At 62.9% G+C, this 18801-nt stretch carries 14 protein-coding genes; 1 reads left to right on the top strand and 13 read right to left on the bottom strand.

Features of this window, described 5'->3' with window-relative positions:
* The 10 genes from HX792_RS27600 to iolC all read right to left on the bottom strand — a co-directional run bounded on the left by HX792_RS27600 (position 1) and on the right by iolC (position 11845).
* Positions 1-1554 (bottom strand): sugar ABC transporter ATP-binding protein, encoded by a 1554-nt coding sequence (locus HX792_RS27600; protein ID WP_176999050.1) that lies wholly within the window; start codon positions 1552-1554, stop codon positions 1-3.
* 64 nt (positions 1555-1618) lie between these two features.
* Positions 1619-2548: a sugar ABC transporter substrate-binding protein gene (locus tag HX792_RS27595; protein WP_176999049.1), complete on the bottom strand. Its 930-nt coding sequence runs from the start codon at positions 2546-2548 to the stop codon at positions 1619-1621.
* Between the two features lie 48 nt (positions 2549-2596).
* Complete coding sequence (locus HX792_RS27590) at positions 2597-2782, bottom strand: hypothetical protein (protein WP_176999048.1); 186 nt, start codon at positions 2780-2782, stop codon at positions 2597-2599.
* A gap of 151 nt (positions 2783-2933) precedes the next feature.
* The gene (locus tag HX792_RS27585; protein ID WP_176999047.1) at positions 2934-3962 is read right to left on the bottom strand and encodes a Gfo/Idh/MocA family oxidoreductase; all 1029 of its coding nucleotides are present in this window, start codon (positions 3960-3962) and stop codon (positions 2934-2936) included.
* Between the two features lie 150 nt (positions 3963-4112).
* The gene (locus tag HX792_RS27580) at positions 4113-5123 is read right to left on the bottom strand and encodes a Gfo/Idh/MocA family protein (protein ID WP_176999046.1); all 1011 of its coding nucleotides are present in this window, start codon (positions 5121-5123) and stop codon (positions 4113-4115) included.
* An 18-nt stretch (positions 5124-5141) separates the two neighbouring features.
* Entirely contained in the window at positions 5142-7073 is a 1932-nt protein-coding gene (gene iolD / locus HX792_RS27575; protein ID WP_176999045.1) for a 3D-(3,5/4)-trihydroxycyclohexane-1,2-dione acylhydrolase (decyclizing), read from the bottom strand.
* Positions 7074-7221: 148 nt separating this feature from the next.
* The gene (locus HX792_RS27570) at positions 7222-8043 is read right to left on the bottom strand and encodes a TIM barrel protein (RefSeq protein ID WP_176999044.1); all 822 of its coding nucleotides are present in this window, start codon (positions 8041-8043) and stop codon (positions 7222-7224) included.
* 22 nt (positions 8044-8065) lie between these two features.
* The gene (gene iolB / locus HX792_RS27565) at positions 8066-8854 is read right to left on the bottom strand and encodes a 5-deoxy-glucuronate isomerase (protein WP_078742045.1); all 789 of its coding nucleotides are present in this window, start codon (positions 8852-8854) and stop codon (positions 8066-8068) included.
* The gene (gene iolE, locus HX792_RS27560; RefSeq protein WP_176999043.1) at positions 8851-9744 is read right to left on the bottom strand and encodes a myo-inosose-2 dehydratase; all 894 of its coding nucleotides are present in this window, start codon (positions 9742-9744) and stop codon (positions 8851-8853) included. The genes iolB and iolE overlap by 4 nt, the downstream gene beginning before the upstream one ends.
* A 163-nt stretch (positions 9745-9907) precedes the next feature.
* The gene (iolC, locus tag HX792_RS27555; protein WP_176999042.1) at positions 9908-11845 is read right to left on the bottom strand and encodes a 5-dehydro-2-deoxygluconokinase; all 1938 of its coding nucleotides are present in this window, start codon (positions 11843-11845) and stop codon (positions 9908-9910) included.
* 284 nt (positions 11846-12129) lie between these two features.
* Here iolC and HX792_RS27550 point away from each other — a divergent pair, with 284 nt between their 5' ends.
* Positions 12130-13038, top strand: coding sequence for a MurR/RpiR family transcriptional regulator (locus HX792_RS27550; protein ID WP_176999041.1), 909 nt, complete (start codon positions 12130-12132; stop codon positions 13036-13038).
* A 120-nt stretch (positions 13039-13158) separates the two neighbouring features.
* Here HX792_RS27550 and HX792_RS27545 read toward each other — a convergent pair whose 3' ends face one another.
* Genes HX792_RS27545 through HX792_RS27535 form a run of 3 tightly spaced genes read right to left on the bottom strand, consistent with a single transcriptional unit; the run spans position 13159 to position 18717 of the window.
* Positions 13159-16263 (bottom strand): efflux RND transporter permease subunit, encoded by a 3105-nt coding sequence (locus HX792_RS27545; protein ID WP_176999040.1) that lies wholly within the window; start codon positions 16261-16263, stop codon positions 13159-13161.
* Entirely contained in the window at positions 16260-17486 is a 1227-nt protein-coding gene (locus HX792_RS27540; protein WP_176999039.1) for an efflux RND transporter periplasmic adaptor subunit, read from the bottom strand. Before HX792_RS27540 ends, HX792_RS27545 begins: the two co-directional genes overlap by 4 nt.
* Entirely contained in the window at positions 17479-18717 is a 1239-nt protein-coding gene (locus tag HX792_RS27535; protein WP_176999038.1) for a TolC family protein, read from the bottom strand. Before HX792_RS27535 ends, HX792_RS27540 begins: the two co-directional genes overlap by 8 nt.
* Between the last annotated feature and the right edge of the window lie 84 nt (positions 18718-18801).

The following is an 18801-nucleotide window of genomic DNA, read 5'->3' as shown; positions in this document are numbered from 1 at the left end:
TCAGTGGACTGCGGTCATACCGGAAGCCAACTGCATGACTTTTTCCTGGGTCGCTTCGCTGCGGTCCAGGGTGCCCATCAGGTCGCCCTCGTGCATCACCATCACCCGGTCGCTCATGCCCAACACTTCGGGCAGCTCGGAGGAAATCATGATCACTGCCATGCCTTCACTGGCGAGGAAGGAAATCAAACGGTAAATCTCGGCCTTGGCGCCCACGTCGATACCACGGGTGGGTTCATCGAGAATCAGCAAGCGCGGGTTGGTCATCAGCCAGCGCGCCAGCAAGGCCTTCTGTTGGTTGCCGCCCGAGAGGGTATCGATGCACTGCTCCAGGGATGGCGTCTTCACCCGCAGCTTCTTGCACATGTCTTCGCACAAGGCGCGCAGGGCTTTCTGCTGGATAAAACCGTTGCCGGTGTAGTGCGGCAGCACCGCCATTTCCATGTTCTCCAGCACCGACAGGCACGGGAACAGGCCACTGAGCTTGCGGTCCTCGGTCAACAGCGCAAAGCCCTTCTCGATGGCCATGTGCGGGTCGGTGATGCGCACCGGCTTGCCGTCCAGGGTGATCTGCCCGCCAGAGCTTGGGGTGATGCCAAAAATGGTTTCCGCCACGTTGGTGCGACCCGAGCCCATCAGCCCGGCAATGCCAAGGATTTCACCGGCATGCAGGTCGAACGACACGTCCTTGAACACGCCATCCAGGCGCAGGTCACGCACCGACAACAGCAGGTCGCCAATCGGCGTCTCGCGCACCGGGAACAGCTGGCTCAGTTCACGGCCGACCATCATCGAGATCAGACTGTCACTGTTCATGCTGTCGGCGCGTTGCAGGCCGATGTAATGGCCGTCACGGAACACCGCCACTTCATCGGCGATGGCGAACACTTCGTTCATTTTATGGGTGATGTAGACGATGCCTTTGCCCTGGGACTTGAGGTCGGCAATGATCGAAAACAGGTGGGCCACTTCCTTTTCGGTAATAGCCGAGGTCGGCTCATCCATGATCAGGATGTCGGAGTCGTAGGACACGGCCTTGGCAATCTCGACCATCTGCCGTTCGGCGATGCTCAGGTTGCCCACGTGTTCCTCCGGGTCCAGGTTGATGCGCAAGCGCGCCAGCAATTCGGCGGTGCAGCGGTGCATTTCGCGGTGGTTGACCATGTGCAGGCTGTTGAGCTGCTCGCGGCCGATCCAGATGTTCTCGGCGATGCTCATGTGCGGCATCAGGTTGAGTTCCTGGTGGATCATCGCGATCCCGGCCTTCTGCGCTGCCAGGGGCGTTTCAAACACAATCGGCTTGCCGCGCAGGCGGATCTCGCCGGCGTCGGGCTGGTAGATGCCGGCGATGATCTTCATCAACGTCGACTTGCCCGCACCGTTCTCGCCCATCAGCGCCAGCACCGTGCCGGGACGCACCCGCAGTTGCACGTCGGCCAGGGCCACGACGCCGGGAAAGCCTTTGCTGATGTTGACGATTTCCAGCAGGTAGGGTTCTTCCAACGGCTGGGGCTGGATACCAGGAGGCTGCGAGACAGTCGCTTGAGCGAGCATAGAAGGTACTCCATCTGCGGGGCGACCGAGGCCGCCCCGCCGGCTTATTGTTGTTATGTCAGGGCTATTTGAAGTCTTTGACGTTGTCCGGGGTGATCAGCTGGAACGGGATCACCACGTTCTGCTCGATAGGCTCGTTCTTGGCCATCTTGCGCGCCGTCTCCACCGATTTGTCGGCCTGGCCCTTGGCGTCCTGGAAGGCCGACACGGTCATGTCGCCCTTGGTGATCGCGTTCAGGCCGTCTGGCGTGCCGTCGACACCGGCGATCAACACGCCCTTCTTGCCCGCCGACTTCAGGGCCATGGAGGCACCAATCGCCATCTCGTCGTTGTTAGCCAGCACCGCCTGGAAGTCGCGCCCCTGGGTCAGCCAGTCGTTGACCAGGGTCATGCCCTTGTCACGCAGCCAGATGCCGGTCTGCTCCTGTTCCACCTTGATGCCCGGGTACTTGGTGAGCACTTCCTTCACGCCCTTGGTGCGGTTGGTGGTGGAATTGTTCGCCAAGTCACCCAGCAGGATCACGATATTGCCCTTGCCGCCGAGTTTTTCGGCGATGTACTGCATTTGCAGCTTGCCGGCCTCGACGTCGTCGGAGGTCACGGCCGCCACGCCGGGGGCCAGAGTCGGGCTGTCAGGACGACGGTTGACGAACACCAACGGGATTTTTGCCGCGGTAGCCGCCTTGATGATGTTGGCGGTCGATGCCGTGTCCACCGGGTTGACGATGATCGCGTCGACCTTCTGGCTGATGAAGTTCTCCACCTGGCTCAGTTGCTTGACCACGTCGGCGCGGGCGTCTTCGAACTGCAGTTGCACGCCGTCCCCCTTGGGGTAGGACTTGGCTTGCTTGTCCATGTCTTCGCGCAGGTAAGTCAGGAAGGTGTCATCGAACGCGGACATGCTCACACCTATCTTGAGGTCGGCAGCCGAGGCAAAGCCGCTGGCAAGCAGCATGGACAGGGCCAGCGCGGTAAAACGGATCGGGGTCTTCATGAACGGTCTGTCTCCAATTTCTTGTTGGTTTTGTGGACGTTGCGTTTTTCAGAGCGGTACGGGCGAAGACGGCAGTCGAACCACCGGCGCACCGGGAATGCAGCACACCAGCGCGTCTTTGTTTTCGACGATCAGCACATTGAGAAAGGAGAAGTAGAACGGCCGGGCGCGGGGCAGGCCGCGTGGCGTGTGGGCAGGGCGTAAAACTCGCAGTACAGCGTTGAAGATTTTCATCTGACGGTACCTGGTTGTTTTTGATCTTGTTTTTGTTGAGCCGCCCGAATCGAGTCCGAACGTACTTTATGCAACCTGGAAAAGACTTTATTGGAAAATAATTTCCATATCAACATGTTTTAGAATTTTATTCTATTTTTCTGGAAAAGCCCTACAGCGCCTTCGTTTCGACCACCTGACGACGCTCATGACTGAGGCGTGCGGCGTCCAAAATACGCGTGGTTTCCAGCGCATCCGCGGCCTCCACCGGCAACGGCCCCTGCCCTTGCACAGCACTGTGCAACTGGCGATAGAACTGCGTCCAGCAGCCTTTTTCCGAAGGCACCCGCTCACGCTCCTCGCCCTGCTCAAACCAGCCCCAGCGCCGGTGTTCTTCCGCGCCCCAGTGCTCGCCTTCGGTTTTCGGCGACTTGCCAGCCATCAGCAACGCCTCCTGGCCGTCCAGCCCGTCGACGGTGTAGCACCCGGCGGTGCCGCTGACCCGAAAGCGCGGCGCCTGGCTGTTTTGCAACGCGCTGCCCCACAGGTGCGAAATCACCCCGTTGGCATGAGTCAACGAGACAAAGAAGCCGTGATCGAGGGTGGGGTATTCAGGGCTGAACTGCAGTTGCGCAAACACCCGGTCGACCGGGCCGAACAGTTGCAGCGCCTGGTCCACCAGGTGGCTGCCCAAGTCGCGCAACCAGCCGCCACCGCTGGCGTTACCCACGGCCTCGGGGGTGTAGCGTTCCACACGGGATTCGAAACGGGTGACAGTGCCCAGGGCGCCGGCATCGATCAGCTTGCGCAGGGTCAGGTAATCCGAGTCCCAACGCCGATTCTGGTAGACGCTGAGCAGCGAGCCCTGGCGCTCGGCCGCCGTGATCAGGGCCTGGGCCTGCTCGGCGTTGGCGGCAAAGGGTTTGTCACTGACCACGGCAACACCGTGCTCGATGGCTTCCAGCACCAGCGCCGGGCGGCCTTTGAGGGTGGTGGAAATCACCAGGGCGTCGACGCCGGCCTCGACGATCTGGCCGATGGAGTCAAAGGCCTTCACGCCCGGATGATCAGTGTTCAATTGCTGACGGCGCTCGGCGGAGCGCGTGACCACGCCGACAAACGTGGCGCCTGGCAGCGTGGCAATTAGCGGCGCATGAAAGAAGCGCCCGCCGTGGCCGTAGCCAACCAATCCAATTCTCATGAGTCGATTCCTTCTTGAATTGGAAACCCGGTCAAATGTGGGAGCTGGCTTGCCTGCGATGGCGGTGTATCAGGCACTCCATTGTTAAATGAAAGACCGCTATCGCAGGCAAGCCAGCTCCCACATTTTTGACCGAACTTCTTCAGTGGTTCAGCCGTAGAAGTGCGGACGCTCCGGCAAGCTCACCTTCACGATCTGTTCACTGCCCTGCGCCTCAATGCACGCATCCGCCGCCACAGCCGCCGCAAACCCATCCCACGCCGACGGCCCGCCGACTTGCCCGGCCCGTACGCTGTCGATAAAGGCCTGCAACTCCACGTCGTAGGCACCGATGAACCGGTCCTTCCAGTCCATCAGAATCGCGTTGGACAGCTTCGCGCCACTGCGCAGTTGCACTTGCGACGGCTCCGGCAGCTTGGCGATGCCGGTCTCCCCCACCACTTCGCACTGGATGTCGTAGCCGTACTGGCAGTTCACGAACACTTCCACGTCGATGCGCGTGCCCTTGGCGGTTTCCAGCAGCACGATCTGCGGGTCACGCAGGTGGGCCAGGGCCTTGCTGGATTTGCGCGGGAACACCACCTGCACCGACACGTAGTCGTCGTTGAGCAACCAGCGCAGCACATCCAGCTCGTGGATCAGGGTGTCGGTGATCGCCATGTCGGTCTTGTAGTTCTCGCCCACCGTCGGGTTGCGGTGCGCGCAGTGCAGCATCAAGGGCTCGCCGATCTGGCCGCTGTCGATCACGGCTTTCAGGGCGCGATAGCCTTCGTCATAAGGGCGCATAAAGCCGACTTGCACCAGGCGTTTGCCAAAGGCCACTTCGGCGTCGACGATCTTGCGGCAGCCTTCTGCGGTGACCGCCAGGGGTTTTTCGCAGAACACCGGCTTGCCGGCCGCAATGGCGGCAAGCACGAACTCTTCGTGGCTCGGGCCCCAGGAGGTGACGAGCACCGCTTCCACTTCAGGCGAGCGGATCAGCGCATGGCCGTCGGCGTACACTTCGGCGCTGATATTCAGGTCGGCCACCACCTTGGCAGCCTGTTCCAGGTTGATGTCGGTCACCGCCACCACCTGGCTGTTGAGCAGGGTCTGGCTGCAACGGCGAATATGGTCCCGGCCGATGGCGCCCGTACCGATGACTCCAAGCTTCAAAGACATACAAACCTCCTCTTGTTATTAGTACTGCCGGGCCTTCGCCAGGTGTTCGTTGAGTTTTTTCGCCGCCGCATTCGTGCGTTCGCTGGTGGACACCTGCGCCACGCCCACCCGCCACCACGACAGGTAGCCGTGGACCATGGTCTTGGGCAGCACTTTGATGTCGATCAGCGTCGAGACGGTTTGCGTGCGCGCATCCGCCAGGGCCGCTTCCAGTTGCTCCACGGTGCTGACCTTGTAGGTCTTGCAGCCATAGGCCGCCGCGCTCATGGCGAAGTCCACCGGCACCAGGCCGCCGTCGAGCTTGCCGCTCTCGGGGTTGCGGAAGCGGAATTCGGTGCCGAAGCTGTCCATGCCATTGCCGATCTGCAGGTTGTTGATGCAACCGAAGGCCATGTTGTCCAGCAGCACCACGTTGATCTTGCGTCGCTCCTGAATCGAGGTGGCCAGCTCCGAATGCAGCATCATGTAGGAGCCATCGCCGACCAGGGCGTAGACCTCTTTTGCCGGCTCGGCGAGCTTCACGCCCAACGCCGCGTTGATCTCGTAGCCCATGCACGAATAGCCGTACTCGACGTGGTAGGTGTTCACACCCTTGCTGCGCCAGGCGCGCTGCAAGTCACCCGGCAGGCTACCGGCTGCGGCGACGATGATGGCGTCGTCAGCCAGGGTTTCGTTGAGCACGCCCAGCACGCGGCTTTGGGTCAGGCAGGAGCCGGTCAGCTCGATGAATTCACGCAGCACCGCGCGGTCCAGGCGGTCATCCACCTCGGGCACAAAGCCGTCGCCGGCATATTCCACCTGGTGCACACGGTCCACTTCGGCGTCCAGCTGCGCCTTGGCCTCGGCGACCTGCCCGCCCCAACCGGCACGGTAGTCGCCCAGGGCATCGGCGAGGGCGTCGAGGGCCACCTGCGCGTCGGCCAGCACCTGCACGCCGTCCAGTTTCAACGCATCGCAGGGGCTGATATTGAGGTTGAGGAATGTCACATCCGGGTGCTTGAACAGCGACTTGGACGAGGTAGTGAAGTCGGTGTAGCGCGTACCCACACCAATGATCAGGTCCGCCTCGGGCGCCAGCAGGTTGGCCGCCAGGCAGCCGGTCTCGCCAATGCCGCCGACGTTTAGCGGGTGGCTGGAGACGACAGCACTCTTGCCCGCCTGGGTTTCTGCGAAGGGAATATCAAAGCGCTCGGCGAAGGCTTGCAGCGCGGCATTCGCGCCGGAGTACTTCACCCCGCCGCCACAAATGATCAACGGTTTGCGCTTGCCCCGGAACGCGGCCAGCGCGTCGCCGATCATCGCGGCCGTGGCCGGGCGACGCTCGATACGGTGTACGCGTTTTTGCAGGAAATAATCCGGGTAGTCCCAGGCCTCGGCCTGCACGTCCTGGGGCAGTGCCAGGGTTACGGCGCCGGTTTCAGCCGGGTCGGTGAGCACACGCATGGCGTGGATCGCCGCCGTCATCAGTTGCTCGGGGCGGTTGATGCGGTCCCAGTATTTGCTCACGGAACGGAACGCATCGTTGGTGCTGATGCTCAAGTCGTGGAATTGCTCGATCTGTTGCAACACCGGGTCCGGCTGGCGACTGGCGTAGACGTCACCGGGCAGCAACAGCAACGGAATGCGGTTGGCCGTGGCGGTGGCCGCCGCGGTCAGCATGTTGGCGGCACCGGGGCCGACCGACGCGGTGCAGGCGTAGATCTTGCGGCGCAGGTGCTGCTTGGCAAAACCGATGGCCGCGTGGGCCATGCCTTGCTCGTTGCGGCCCTGATGCACCACCAGGTCGCCGGCGTCCTGCTCAAGGGCCTGTCCCAGGCCCAGCACGTTGCCGTGGCCGAAAATGGTGAACACCCCGGCGACGAATTTGCTCTGTACGCCATCGACTTCGATGTATTGGTTATCCAGGAACTTCACCAGGGCCTGGGCCATGGTCAATCGTGTTGTACTCATGTCTTACACCCTGTGGAAATGCGGTCCATTGATCAACAGAGATCCAATGTGGGAGCTGGCTTGCCTGCGATGGCGGCGTGGCAGGCACTTTATTTGCTACTGACAGACCGCTATCGCAGGCAAGCCAGCTCCCACAGGTTGATCGGTGTCAGGTTCGGGATTTCTGTAGGTGGGCAATACTCGCGCCCAACGCATGCTGGATATCCGCCAACTCATGCACGCTCTCGGCAAACGGTTCGAACGACAGGTAACCGCTGTAACCCGTGCTGAGCAACGTGTCGATCTGCGCGGCATTACCCAGAATGTCGCCCTCGCCCACCAGCACGCGGTGGCCGTCGCGGATCGCGTTGAGCGGCGCCTCGGCATCGTCCACGCCGGAGATATGCACCAGCCCGGTCAGCTCCGGGAAGAACTCATGCTCGCTGGCCAGGTGATGGTGGAAGGTGTCGTGCACCAGACGGAACACATCCAGGCCACCAATGGACTGGATCGCATCCACCGCCACGCGTTTGCGCCGCAGTGCGCATTCTTCAAAACCCAGGGGCTCGATAAATCCAAGAATCCCGTAGTCACGCAGGATCAACGCCAGCTCGCTCAGGGCCGTACGCAAGCCCGCCGCACGCTGGGCTTCGGTGCGGGTGTCGCCGCGCTCATTGAGCGGGCACATCACCAGGCCCCGGGCCCCGCATTCACGGGCGTAGGTGGCGAGCTGGAGGGCCTGGGCACGGCGCTCGTCGTTCCACACATCGAACGGGTACAGCGCGTTGATCGACAGCACCGTGATGCCCTGCACCGCGCACAGTTCACGCACGCGGCTGGCCGGGGTGCCGAATTCAATCTTTTTGTCCCCGAGATCATTGCGGATTTCGATGGCATCGCATTTCAACGCCGCCGCCAACTGGATGAAGTCCGGCAGGGACAGGTTGGGGGCGACCATGCGGTTAAGGGCAAAACGTAACGGCAACTTCATTGTTGTTCTCCGTCCAAACCGGTTAAAGGTCCAACAGCCAACTGTGCTGCGGGTCGTTATGGAAATGCCAGGCGCGCTTGGGGCCGGCCATCACGTTCAGGTAGTACGACTCGTAGCCGTACGGCACGCTGACGGGGTGGTAACCCTTGGGCACCACCACCAGGTCGCTGTTTTCCACGGCCATGGCCTGGTCGATGCTGCGATCGTCGGTATAGACGCGCTGAAACACAAAGCCCTGGGGCGGGTTGATCTGGTGGTAATAGGTTTCTTCAAGAAAGCTCTGGTGCGGCAGGTCGTCGGTGTCGTGCTTGTGCGGCGGGTAGCTGGACGAGTGCCCGGACGGCGTGCGCACTTCCACCACCAGCAGCGAATGCGCCGGCTCGCTGTCGGGCAGGATGTCGCACACATAGCGGGTGTTGGCGCCTTTGCCGCGCACACTGCGCTTGCACTGCTCGGGCCGAATCAGCCGGGGTTCGTAGCCGCTGGCACCCGGCGCGGCGCAGACGGCAATCTGCACATCGCTCAAGGCGGTGACCTGGGCATCGGTGCCGGGCGGCAGGTAGGCGGCAAACGGTGATTTGTCTTCAAACACCGACTGGCGATCACCGAGGTTCTGCCAGTTGAAGCCCTCGCCCTCGATGTTCACGCGACCGCTGAGCAGCACCAGGCAGAGCTCTTGATCGCCGGCGGTCACCGGCAGGGTTTCGCCCAGGCTCAGGCGATACGCGGCAAAACCTACGTACTCCAGGCGCCCGTCTTCCAGGGCGACCATGGTTTGCCCGCGTTTGCTGCTTTTGACCAACAGGCTCATTGTCCAACCCTCTCAGTGAGAAGCGCGCGCAACGTGTCATAACCTTTTTTCGCATAGATGTAGCTGGGTGCCACAGCCGGGTCCTGTTCGGCTTCTACCACCAGCCAGCCTTCATATCTGGCGGCCAGCAGCACATCGAGCAGTTCGGCAAAATCGATATCGCCGTCGCCAGGCACGGTGAAGGTGCCGTTGACGATGCAATCGGGAAAGCTCCACATCTGGTTGCGTGCCAGCTGCACCACCGGTTTGCGCACGTCCTTGAAATGCACATGGCAGACGCGGTCGATGTGTTTGCGCAGCACGTCGATAGGCTCGCCACCGCCCATGTAGCAATGGCCGGAATCAAACAGCAGGCCGACTTCCGGGCCGGTGCGGCTCATCAACTGGTCGATGTCTTCCGGGGATTCGACGTAGGCGCCCATGTGGTGGTGGTAGGCCAGGCGCACGCCCTGGGACAGGGTGAAGCGCGCCAGTTCAGTGAGCTTGTCGGCATAGTCCTGCCAGGCCTGTTCACTGTGAAAACGCGGGCGTTCGATCAGACGGATTTTCGAGCCCTGGATCGAATCGGCGACCTCGCCGTATACCAGCACGGTGGCGCCGTTTTGCTTGAGCAGCTCGACATGCCCGGCGATGGCTTCGATTTCTTCCGCCACCGAGCGGCGCGCCAGGCGGCTGGAGTACCAGCCGGAGACAAGGGCCAGGTCATAGGGGCGCAACACATCGCCCACGCCCTTGGCGTCCTTGGGGAACTTGCCATTGAGTTCAAAACCTTCGTAGCCGATGTCCTTGCCTTCGCTCAAGGCAGTGCTCAGGGGCGTCTCGCCGCCCAGGGCCGGCAGGTCGTCGTTGCTCCAGGAGATCGGGTTGATGCCAATTCGGATTGCGGGCATGGCTGCACCTTTTATTGTTTTCAGATATCACTGAGATCTGGCTTCTGTGGGAGCTGGCTTGCCTGCGATGGCAGTGTGTCAGCCAATGAATCTGTGACTGGAAGACCGCAATCGCAGGCAAGCCAGCTCCCACATTGGATTGCATTTCAGGTTGAGCGCTTTTTCAGTCTCTGGCTTGGCGCCAGGCGTTAATAAGCTGTTCGAAGGTGGCCTGCACTTGCTGGATCAGCTCCTCGTCATCGATCTCCCCCGCCAGCCACGCACGGCTCGGTTCCTGGAAGATCGTGCGGCCTACGGCAAACCCTCGGCAAGTGGTGCTCTGGGCGGCCTGTTGGAAGCCATCGGCGAGGCATTCGGCCGACGCATTCAGGCCCAGCAGCACCACGCCTCGGCAGTACGGATCGCGTTCCTGGATCAGCTCGTCGAGCTTCTTCCAGTCTTCGGCCGACTGCGCCTCGATCTTCCACCACGCCGGGTAGATGCCCAGGTTGTACAAACGCTTGAGGCTGCGGTAGAGCACATCCGGGTAGGTGGACGGGTGATCCTTGGGCGGGATGACTTCCAGCAACAGTTCATGGCCACTGACTATCGACGCCTCATACACCGCCTTCAGCTGGGCTTCCTGCTCCAGGCGCAGCATCGGCTCGTCATCGGGATGGAATTGCACCAGGCACTTGATGATCTGTTCCTGCGGCCAGGCGATCAGGTTGCTGCCCACCGAGCGGCCGTGTTCGAACGCCAGGGGCCGCGAGTTCTGCACTTCCACCGGGCGCGCGATCCACCAGCCACGGCCGCTGGCGGCGTTGAGCGCATCCTGGCCGAAGCGCTGGTCGGCCAGCAGGCCCACGTCGGCTTCAACGCCTTGCTCGGCGAGTTTTTTCTCGACGCGTTCGATGGCCTGGATAAACAGTTGCTTGGCATGGCTGATGCGCGCCGGGTCCTGGCCGCCCCTCTGCGCCAGGTCCACCAGTTGCCAGCGATGGTCGAAGGCAAACACGAACAGCTGCTTCCAGGCCTTGCGCGGCACCGTCACCCGGTGCAGGCGTTGCAGGGTCACGTCCTGATCGGGCCGGGTGATCGGCACCGGGCTGTTGAACAGGTAGTCCAGTTCAGCGGGCGTCGGCATGGCCGGTGCACAGGCGTGACGCGACACCACCAGGCCGCCACAGGCGTTGGCCAACTGGCTGCAGCGTTCGTCACTGGCATCGTTGAGCCAGCCGCTGAGGAAGCCCGACATAAAGGCATCGCCGGCGCCGAGCACATTGAGCACCTCGACACGCACGCCGGGGTAGATGGCGCCGTCTTCCAGGCGGTCCGGGATCGCGCCGTGGATCACCGTGCAACCCTGCGGGCCGAGCTTGACCACCAGGGTGGCCGGGGTCAGTTCGCGCACGGTACGCAGCGCGGTGAGCAAGTCTTCGCTGCCACCGGCGATCAAAAATTCCTCTTCGGTGCCGACGATCAGGTCAAAGCGCGGCAGGATGGTTTGCACGTGCTGGCTGACATTCTGGTCGGCGACAAAGCGCGTCTCGCCGTCGGCCTTGCCCGCCAGGCCCCACAGCACCGGGCGGTAGTCGATATCGAGGACGCGCTTGACGTTGTGCTTGGCGGCGTAATCCAGCGCCTGGAGGCTGGCCTTGTACACGCCCTCGGTGGAGAAATGCGTGCCGGTGATCAACAGGGCTTTGCTGGAGGCGATGAAGGCTTCGTTGATGTCTTCGGCGCGCAGGGCCATGTCGGCGCAGTTTTCGCGGTAGAACACCAGGGGGAAGGTTTCGCGGTCCTTGAGACCCAGCAGTACCAGGGCGGTGAGGCGCTCCGGGTCGACCTTGATGCCGCTGACATCGCAGCCTTCGCGGGCCAGGGATTCCACCAGGAAACGCCCCATGTGGTCGTCCCCCACCCGGCTCAGCATGGCCGACTTGAGCCCCAGCCGGGCGGTGCCGAAGGCAATGTTGGCGGAGGACCCGCCGAGGTACTTGGCGAAGCTGGACACGTCCTCAAGCCGCGCACCCACTTGCTGTGCGTAGAGGTCGACGCCCAGGCGCCCGAGGCAAATCAGATCCAATTGACGCCCACTGGCAAAACGAGTCTGGCCCATGCTGGCTCCTGTTATTTTTATCAGCCTGCGTTGTGCCGCCGTGGCGACGGCAAACGCTCTTGGTGGGAGCAGACTAGAACGTCCGGCGACGGCAATCAATATTTATTCCATAATTATTTTTAGTGGAATATTTTTTCCAATACGTCACCCTGAAGGCTCTGCCCCGACACTGCATCGTTTCAGCAGGCCAGGCACGCCGTGATGCCGGGGTATTTTTTTGCGCCTACCCTGTAGACTTGCGCCACCCATCAGCGCATCAGACGAACAAGCCAGAAGGATTGCCCATGTCCAGCACCGATCACGAGACCACCCTGGAAGGAACCATCGCCAGCCCTCCGATCAATGCCGAGCGCCTGTTGCAGCTGATCACCGACGAATACGAAAGCCTGCCGCGCCAGCTCAAGCGCATCGCCAGCTACATGAGCCAACAGAGCGACCGGATCATGGTCGACCGCATCAGCGACATCGCCCGCGAATGCGAGGTGCACCCTTCTGCCATCGTGCGGTTCTCCCAGCGTTTCGGGTTCAGTGGCTTCAGCGAAATGCAGGCGCTGTTTCGCGAGGCCTACACCCACAAGACCACGCCGGTACAGAATTACCAGCAGCGCATCCGCAGCATGATCGCCAACAAGTCGCAGAAAGCCAGCGGCGGCGACCTGGCCCGGGAATGTGTGAACGCCACCCTGTCCGGCATCGAGCGCCTGGGCCTGGAACTGGACGACGCAGCCTTTGAAAAAGCCGTGGACCTGGTGGTCAATGCCGACAACATCTACGTGGTCGGCGTGCGCCGGTCCTTTGCGGTGGCCGATTACCTGGTCTACAACCTGCAGCACACCAACAAGCGCATTCACCTGATCTCGGGCCTGGGCGGCAGCTACCGCGAGCAGATGCGCAGCGTGCGCGCCAACGACCTGGTGATCGCCATCAGCTTCACGCCCTACGGCAAAGAGACCCAGCACTGCCTGCGCATCGCCCAGCACCATCAGGCCAAGACCCTGATCATCACCGACAGCAACCTGTCGCCCCTGGCCAAGCGGGCGAACGCGGTGCTGCTGGTGAACGAAGGTTCCTCGTTTGCCTTCCGCTCGTTGAGCGCCACCTTGTGCCTGTGCCAGGCGCTGTTCATCGCCGTGGCCTACCGCCTGGAACTGAAGGTGGACGAGATCCACGAGCAGGTCGGGTTCGACGACTGATCTTGGGTGTTTGAAGATCCCCTGTGGGAGCTGGCTTGCCTGCGATGGCGGTGGGTCAGCTTACATCTTCGCTGACTGACACTCCGCCATCGCAGGCAAGCCAGCTCCCACATTTTTTGGTTAGTGTTTGGCTTTACGCATCAGGTAGTACGCCGCCGGGATGACGAACAGCGACAGCAACGGCGCCGTGAGCATCCCGCCAATCATCGGCGCAGCAATGCGGCTCATCACTTCACTGCCCGTACCGCCCCCCAGCAGAATCGGCAACAGCCCGGCGATGATCACCGCCACCGTCATCGCCTTGGGCCGCACCCGCAGCACCGCGCCTTCGCTGATAGCGGCCAGCAGGTTGCCGTCCTTGCGCTCGGCCCAGGCGTTTTTCAGGTACAGCAGCATGATCACGCCAAACTCCGCCGACACCCCCGCCAACGCGATAAACCCCACACCCGTGGCCACCGACAGGTTGAAGCCCAGCCAGTAGAGCAACCACACCCCGCCCGTCAGGGCAAACGGCAGCGTCGCCAGAATCAACAACGCCTCCTCCACCCGGCGAAAGGTCAGGTACAGCAGCACAAAGATGATCAGCAATGTGGCCGGTACCACCAATTTCAGACGCTGATTGGCGCGCTCCAGGAACTCGAACTGCCCCGAGTAACTCAAGCTCATGCCCGGTTGCAGGTGCACCTGCGCGTTGATAGCCGTGCGTAGGTCTTTCACCACCGACGCCAAGTCACGATCACGCACGTCGATATACACCCAGCCCGAAGGCCGCGCGTTTTCACTCTTGAGCATCGGCGGGCCATCGTTGACCTCGATTTTTGCCACCGTGCCCAAGGTAATCTGGCTGCCCTTCGGTGTGTACACCGGCAGGTCTCGCAGCGCCTGCACCGAGTCGCGCCATTCCTTGGGGTAACGCAGACTGATCGGGAAGCGTGCCAGGCCTTCCACGGTTTCGCCGATGGTCTCGCCGCCCACCGCCCCCGACACAATCGACTGCACATCGGTGATGTTCAGCCCATATTGCGCGGCGGCGGCACGGTCGATGTCCACGTCGATGTAACGCCCGCCGGTCAAGCGTTCAGCCAGGGCCGAACTCACCCCCGGCACGCCTTTGGCGACCTTCTCCACGGCCTGGGTCACGGCGTCGATCTGCATCAGGTTGCTGCCCGCGACCTTCACGCCAATCGGGCTCTTGACCCCGGTGGCGAGCATGTCGATGCGGTTGCGGATCGGCGGGATCCAGATGTTGGTCAGGCCCGGCACCTGCACCACTCGATCCAGCTCCTTCACCAGTTTGTCCGGGGTCATGCCGGGGCGCCATTGGTCCCTGGGCTTGAACTCGATAGTGGTCTCGAACATCTCCAGCGGCGCCGGGTCGGTGGCGGTTTCGGCGCGCCCGGCCTTGCCGAACACATGGGCGACCTCGGGCACGGTCTTGATCAGCCGGTCGGTGCGTTGCAGCAACTCGCCCGCCGTTTGCGTGGACAAGCCCGGCAACGCCGACGGCATGTACAACAAGTCGCCCTCATCCAGCGGCGGCAGGAATTCACCGCCCAGTTTCGAGACGGGCCACAGCGCACTGGCGACCATCAGCAACGCCACCAGCAAGGTCATGCGCGGCCAACGCAGCACGGCGTCCAAGGCCGGCTGGTAGAGCTTGATCAAGCCTCGATTGAGCGGGTTGCGCTGTTCATCGGGAATGCGCCCGCGAATCCAGTAGCCCATCAGTACCGGGATCAAGGTCACCGACAAGCCGGCAGCCGCCGCCATGGCGTAGGTCTTGGTGTAGGCCAGCGGACCGAACAGGCGGCCTTCCTGGGCCTGCAAGGTAAACACCGGAATGAACGACAAGGTGATGATCAGCAGGCAGAAAAACAGCGCCGGGCCAACCTCCACCGCCGCTTCCGTCATCACCTTCCAGTGCGCTTCACCTTTCAGCTCCCGCCCGGGATTGGCGTGGTGCCAGGCTTCGATTTTCTTGTGGGCGTTCTCGATCATCACCACCGCCGCGTCCACCATCGCGCCGATGGCAATCGCGATGCCGCCCAGGGACATCAGGTTGGCGTTGATGCCTTGGAAGCGCATGACGATAAAGGCGATCAGCACCCCCACCGGCAGCGAGATAATCGCCACCAGGGACGAACGCAGGTGCCACAGGAAAATCCCGCACACCAGCGCCACCACCAGGAACTCTTCCAGCAGTTTATGGCTGAGGTTGTCCACGGCGCGGTCGATGAGCTTGCTGCGATCGTAGGTGGTGACGATCTCCACGCCGGGCGGCAGGCTGGCTTTGAGCTGGTCGAGTTTGACCTTGACCGCCGCGATAGCTTCCCGCGCGTTCTTGCCGCTGCGCAGGATCACCACGCCGCCCACCGCCTCGCCCTCACCGTCCAGCTCACTGATGCCCCGGCGCAGGTCCGGGCCCAACTGGATGTTCGCCACATCGCCGAGGGTGACCGGCACGTTGTTCGCGTCCAGGCGTAACGGAATGGCGCGGAAGTCGGCCAGGCTTTTCAGGTAGCCGGAGGCTCGTACCACGTATTCGGATTCGCCCAGGTTGAGCACCGAACCACCGGTTTCCTGATTGGCCTTGTCGATGGCCTCCTTGACCTGCGCCTGGGTGATCCCGCGACTGGCCAGCGCCAACGGGTCGAGTTGCACCTGGTACTGCTTGACCTGGCCGCCGATGGTCGCCACTTCCGCCACGTTGGGCAGGGTCTTGAGCTCGAACTTGAGGAACCAGTCCTGCAAGGCGCGCAATTGCGCCAGGTCATGCTGGCCGGTGCGGTCCACCAAGGCGTACTGATAGATCCAGCCCACCCCCGTGGCGTCAGGCCCCAGCGAGGGTTTGGCCGACGCCGGCAGGCGCGCCTGCAATTGGCTGAGGTATTCCAGCACCCGCGAGCGCGCCCAGTACAGGTCGGTGCCTTCATCAAACAACACGTACACATAGCTGTCGCCGAAGAACGAAAAACCACGCACGGTCTTGGCCCCCGGCACCGAGAGCATGGTGGTAGTCATGGGGTAGGTGACCTGGTTCTCGACAATCTGCGGCGCCTGGCCCGGGTACGGCGTGCGGATAATCACCTGCACATCCGAGAGGTCCGGCAAGGCGTCCACCGGCGTGTTCTGCACCGACCAGACGCCCCACGCCGTGATGAACAGCGTGGCGAGCAACACCAGGAAGCGGTTGGCCACCGACCAGCGAATCAACAAGGCAATCATGGCTGGGCTCCCGGCTGCATGTTCATCGCGGCTTCGGCAGGGGTCGCGGTGATGCCCTTGAGACTGGCCTCGGAATCGAGCAGGAACTGCCCGGACGCGACCACCTGCTGGCCTTCCTGCAAGCCGCTGACGACTGCGGTCTGGTCCTGGCTTTCAGCCCCCACGTGCACCTCGACGGGCCGGTAATGACCGCCCTCCTCGGCCAGCATCACCAGCACCCGCTTGCCGGTGCGGATCAAGGCTTCGCTGGGCACCTGCACCACCGGTTGTGCGCTGCCTTGCGCCAGGCTGACCTGGGCCGTCATGCCGGGGCGCAAGGTGCCGTCGGGGTTGGGCAGCTCGACACGCACCTGCACGGTGCGGCTGTCCAGGGCTGCGGCCGGCAGGATCGCGCTGACCGTGCCGGTGAGCGTTTTGCCCGGCAAACCGACAAAGCGGCTCTGCACGCTTTGCCCCACGTACAAGGCAGCGCCCTGGGCTTCGGGCACGGCGACCTGTAACCACACCTGATCCAGGCCATTGAACCGCGCCAGTGTCTGCCCCGCCGCGACCGTCATGCCCTCGCGCACCTCCAGGGTCTGCAGCGCGCCATTCAACGGGCTGGTGATGGTCAACACCGACTGCACCTGGCCGCTGCGCTCCATCTGTGCGATCAACGTTGCGGGCATGCCACTCAGGCGCAGGCGCTGGCGGGCGGCGCCGATCAGGCTGCCCTCACCGCTGCGGCGCAGTGCCAGGAACTCCTCCTGGGCGGCCGCCCACTCGGGTACCAGAATGTCCGCCAGCGGCGCCCCGGCCTTGAGCACGTCCCCCGGTGCCCGGGCGTAGACCCGCTCGACAAACCCCGCCGCCCGCGCCTGCACCACGGCCACGTCACGGTCGTTGAACGCCAGGGTGCCCGACACGTCCAGCGTCGTGGTCAGTACGCCCCGGGTTACCGGCGCCAGGCGCACCCCGATGTTCTGGGCCTGGCGCGGGTCGATCTGCACCGCAGGCATTGCGGCCGCTGCGCCACCGTCGGCGTAGCGCGGCACCAGCTGCATGTCCATGAAGGGCGACTTGCCAGGCTTGTCGAATTGCTGCTGCGGGTACATCGGGTCGTACCAATACAGCGCTTTTTTGTCGTCTTTAGCCGGTGCCGAAGCGGTGGGATGCAGCTGTGCCAGCCCATAACCTGCGCCCAGCCCCAGCAGCACTAGCGCCGCCACGATTCGATTATTCATTGGCAGGTTCCCCATAGGCAAAATACAGCTGGGCGCCGACCAGGGCGCGTTGTTCCAAGGCATCAATCTGTTTGAAACGGGCTTCGACCAGTTCGCGACGGGCGCTGACCACGCTCATCAGGTCAGCCTTGCCCGCCCGGTAACCGGCCAGGCTCAGGCGCACCTTTTCCTCGGCGAGCGGCACCAGGCTGTCCTGGCTGCGTTGCACCGCCCGGTCCAGGCGCTGGTACTGCGCCAGGTCGTCGTCGAGCATCTGCACATGCTCGCGAGTGGCGGCTTCACGCTCGGCGTCCAGCTGGTCCAGCTCTGCCTGCTTGGCGGCGATGCCGGGGTTCTGACGGCGGCCGGGAAAAATCGGCAGGTCAAAGGTGAACTGCACGTTGACCATGTCACCGAACTCACGGCTGCGATGGCCGTAGTCGACTTCCCAGCTCCAATCCGAGGTCTTTTGCGCCTTGGCTTCCTGCAACCGTGCTTCGGCCTCGCGGGTACGCGGCGCATAGGCTTGCAGCTCGGGGTGTTGGTGCAGGTTGTGGCTCAGGCCGTGGCTGTCGAGGGTCCAGTTGGGCAACGCACCGCTGGGGGCTTGATTGGCGGCCGGGCCGATCCAGCGCTTGAGGGCTGCACGGGCCTGGGCACGTTGCTCGGTCAGTTCGTCTTCGCGCCCGTTCAGGTCGGCGGCTTCCTGCCGGGGGATCACCGCATCCGACGCCTGGCCACGCCCACCCGCCAGTTGCGCGCGCACGCTGTCTTGCAGCAACCGATTTTGCTGGTAGAACGCCGGGAACAGCGCTTGCTTTTGCTCCACCGCATAGGCGCGAATCCATGCCTGGGCGGTGGCCTGGCGCACGTTCAGGCGTTCGATACGCCCTTCGGCGGCCGTGCGTTCGACGGTGGCATCGGCCAGCTCGACCCGTGCCTTGCGCTTGTCGCGGCTGGGCACTTGCTGCTGGATACCGATCATCTGTTGGGTCATGTCATCGCCATACAACGTGCCGCGATTGGGCCCGCCGATGGGGAAGTTCTGCAAGCCGACCACCAGTTTGGGGTCGGGTAACTCGCCGGCCGGGATCGCTGCCTGGGTCGCGGCGTGCAACTTGGCCGACTCGGCCGTCAACGACGGCGCGTTGTTTTGCGCCAGGCGCAGGGCGTCATCCAGGGTCAGCGCGCTCGCCAACGCCGGCCACGCCAGCACGCCCATCATCAGGGCGCGCAGGTAGAGGGCATTCATGGTGAAGATTCCTGATCTGTTCCACTGCGCGCCGCGTTATGCGGCCCACAGCAAGGTCATCCCGAGGGAGGAATGAGGCTTGAG

Source organism: Pseudomonas sp. B6002, assembly GCF_013385985.1.
Classification (GTDB): domain Bacteria; phylum Pseudomonadota; class Gammaproteobacteria; order Pseudomonadales; family Pseudomonadaceae; genus Aquipseudomonas.
Note: the sequence above shows the minus strand (reverse complement) of the source record. Positions and strands in the feature narration are given on the sequence as shown.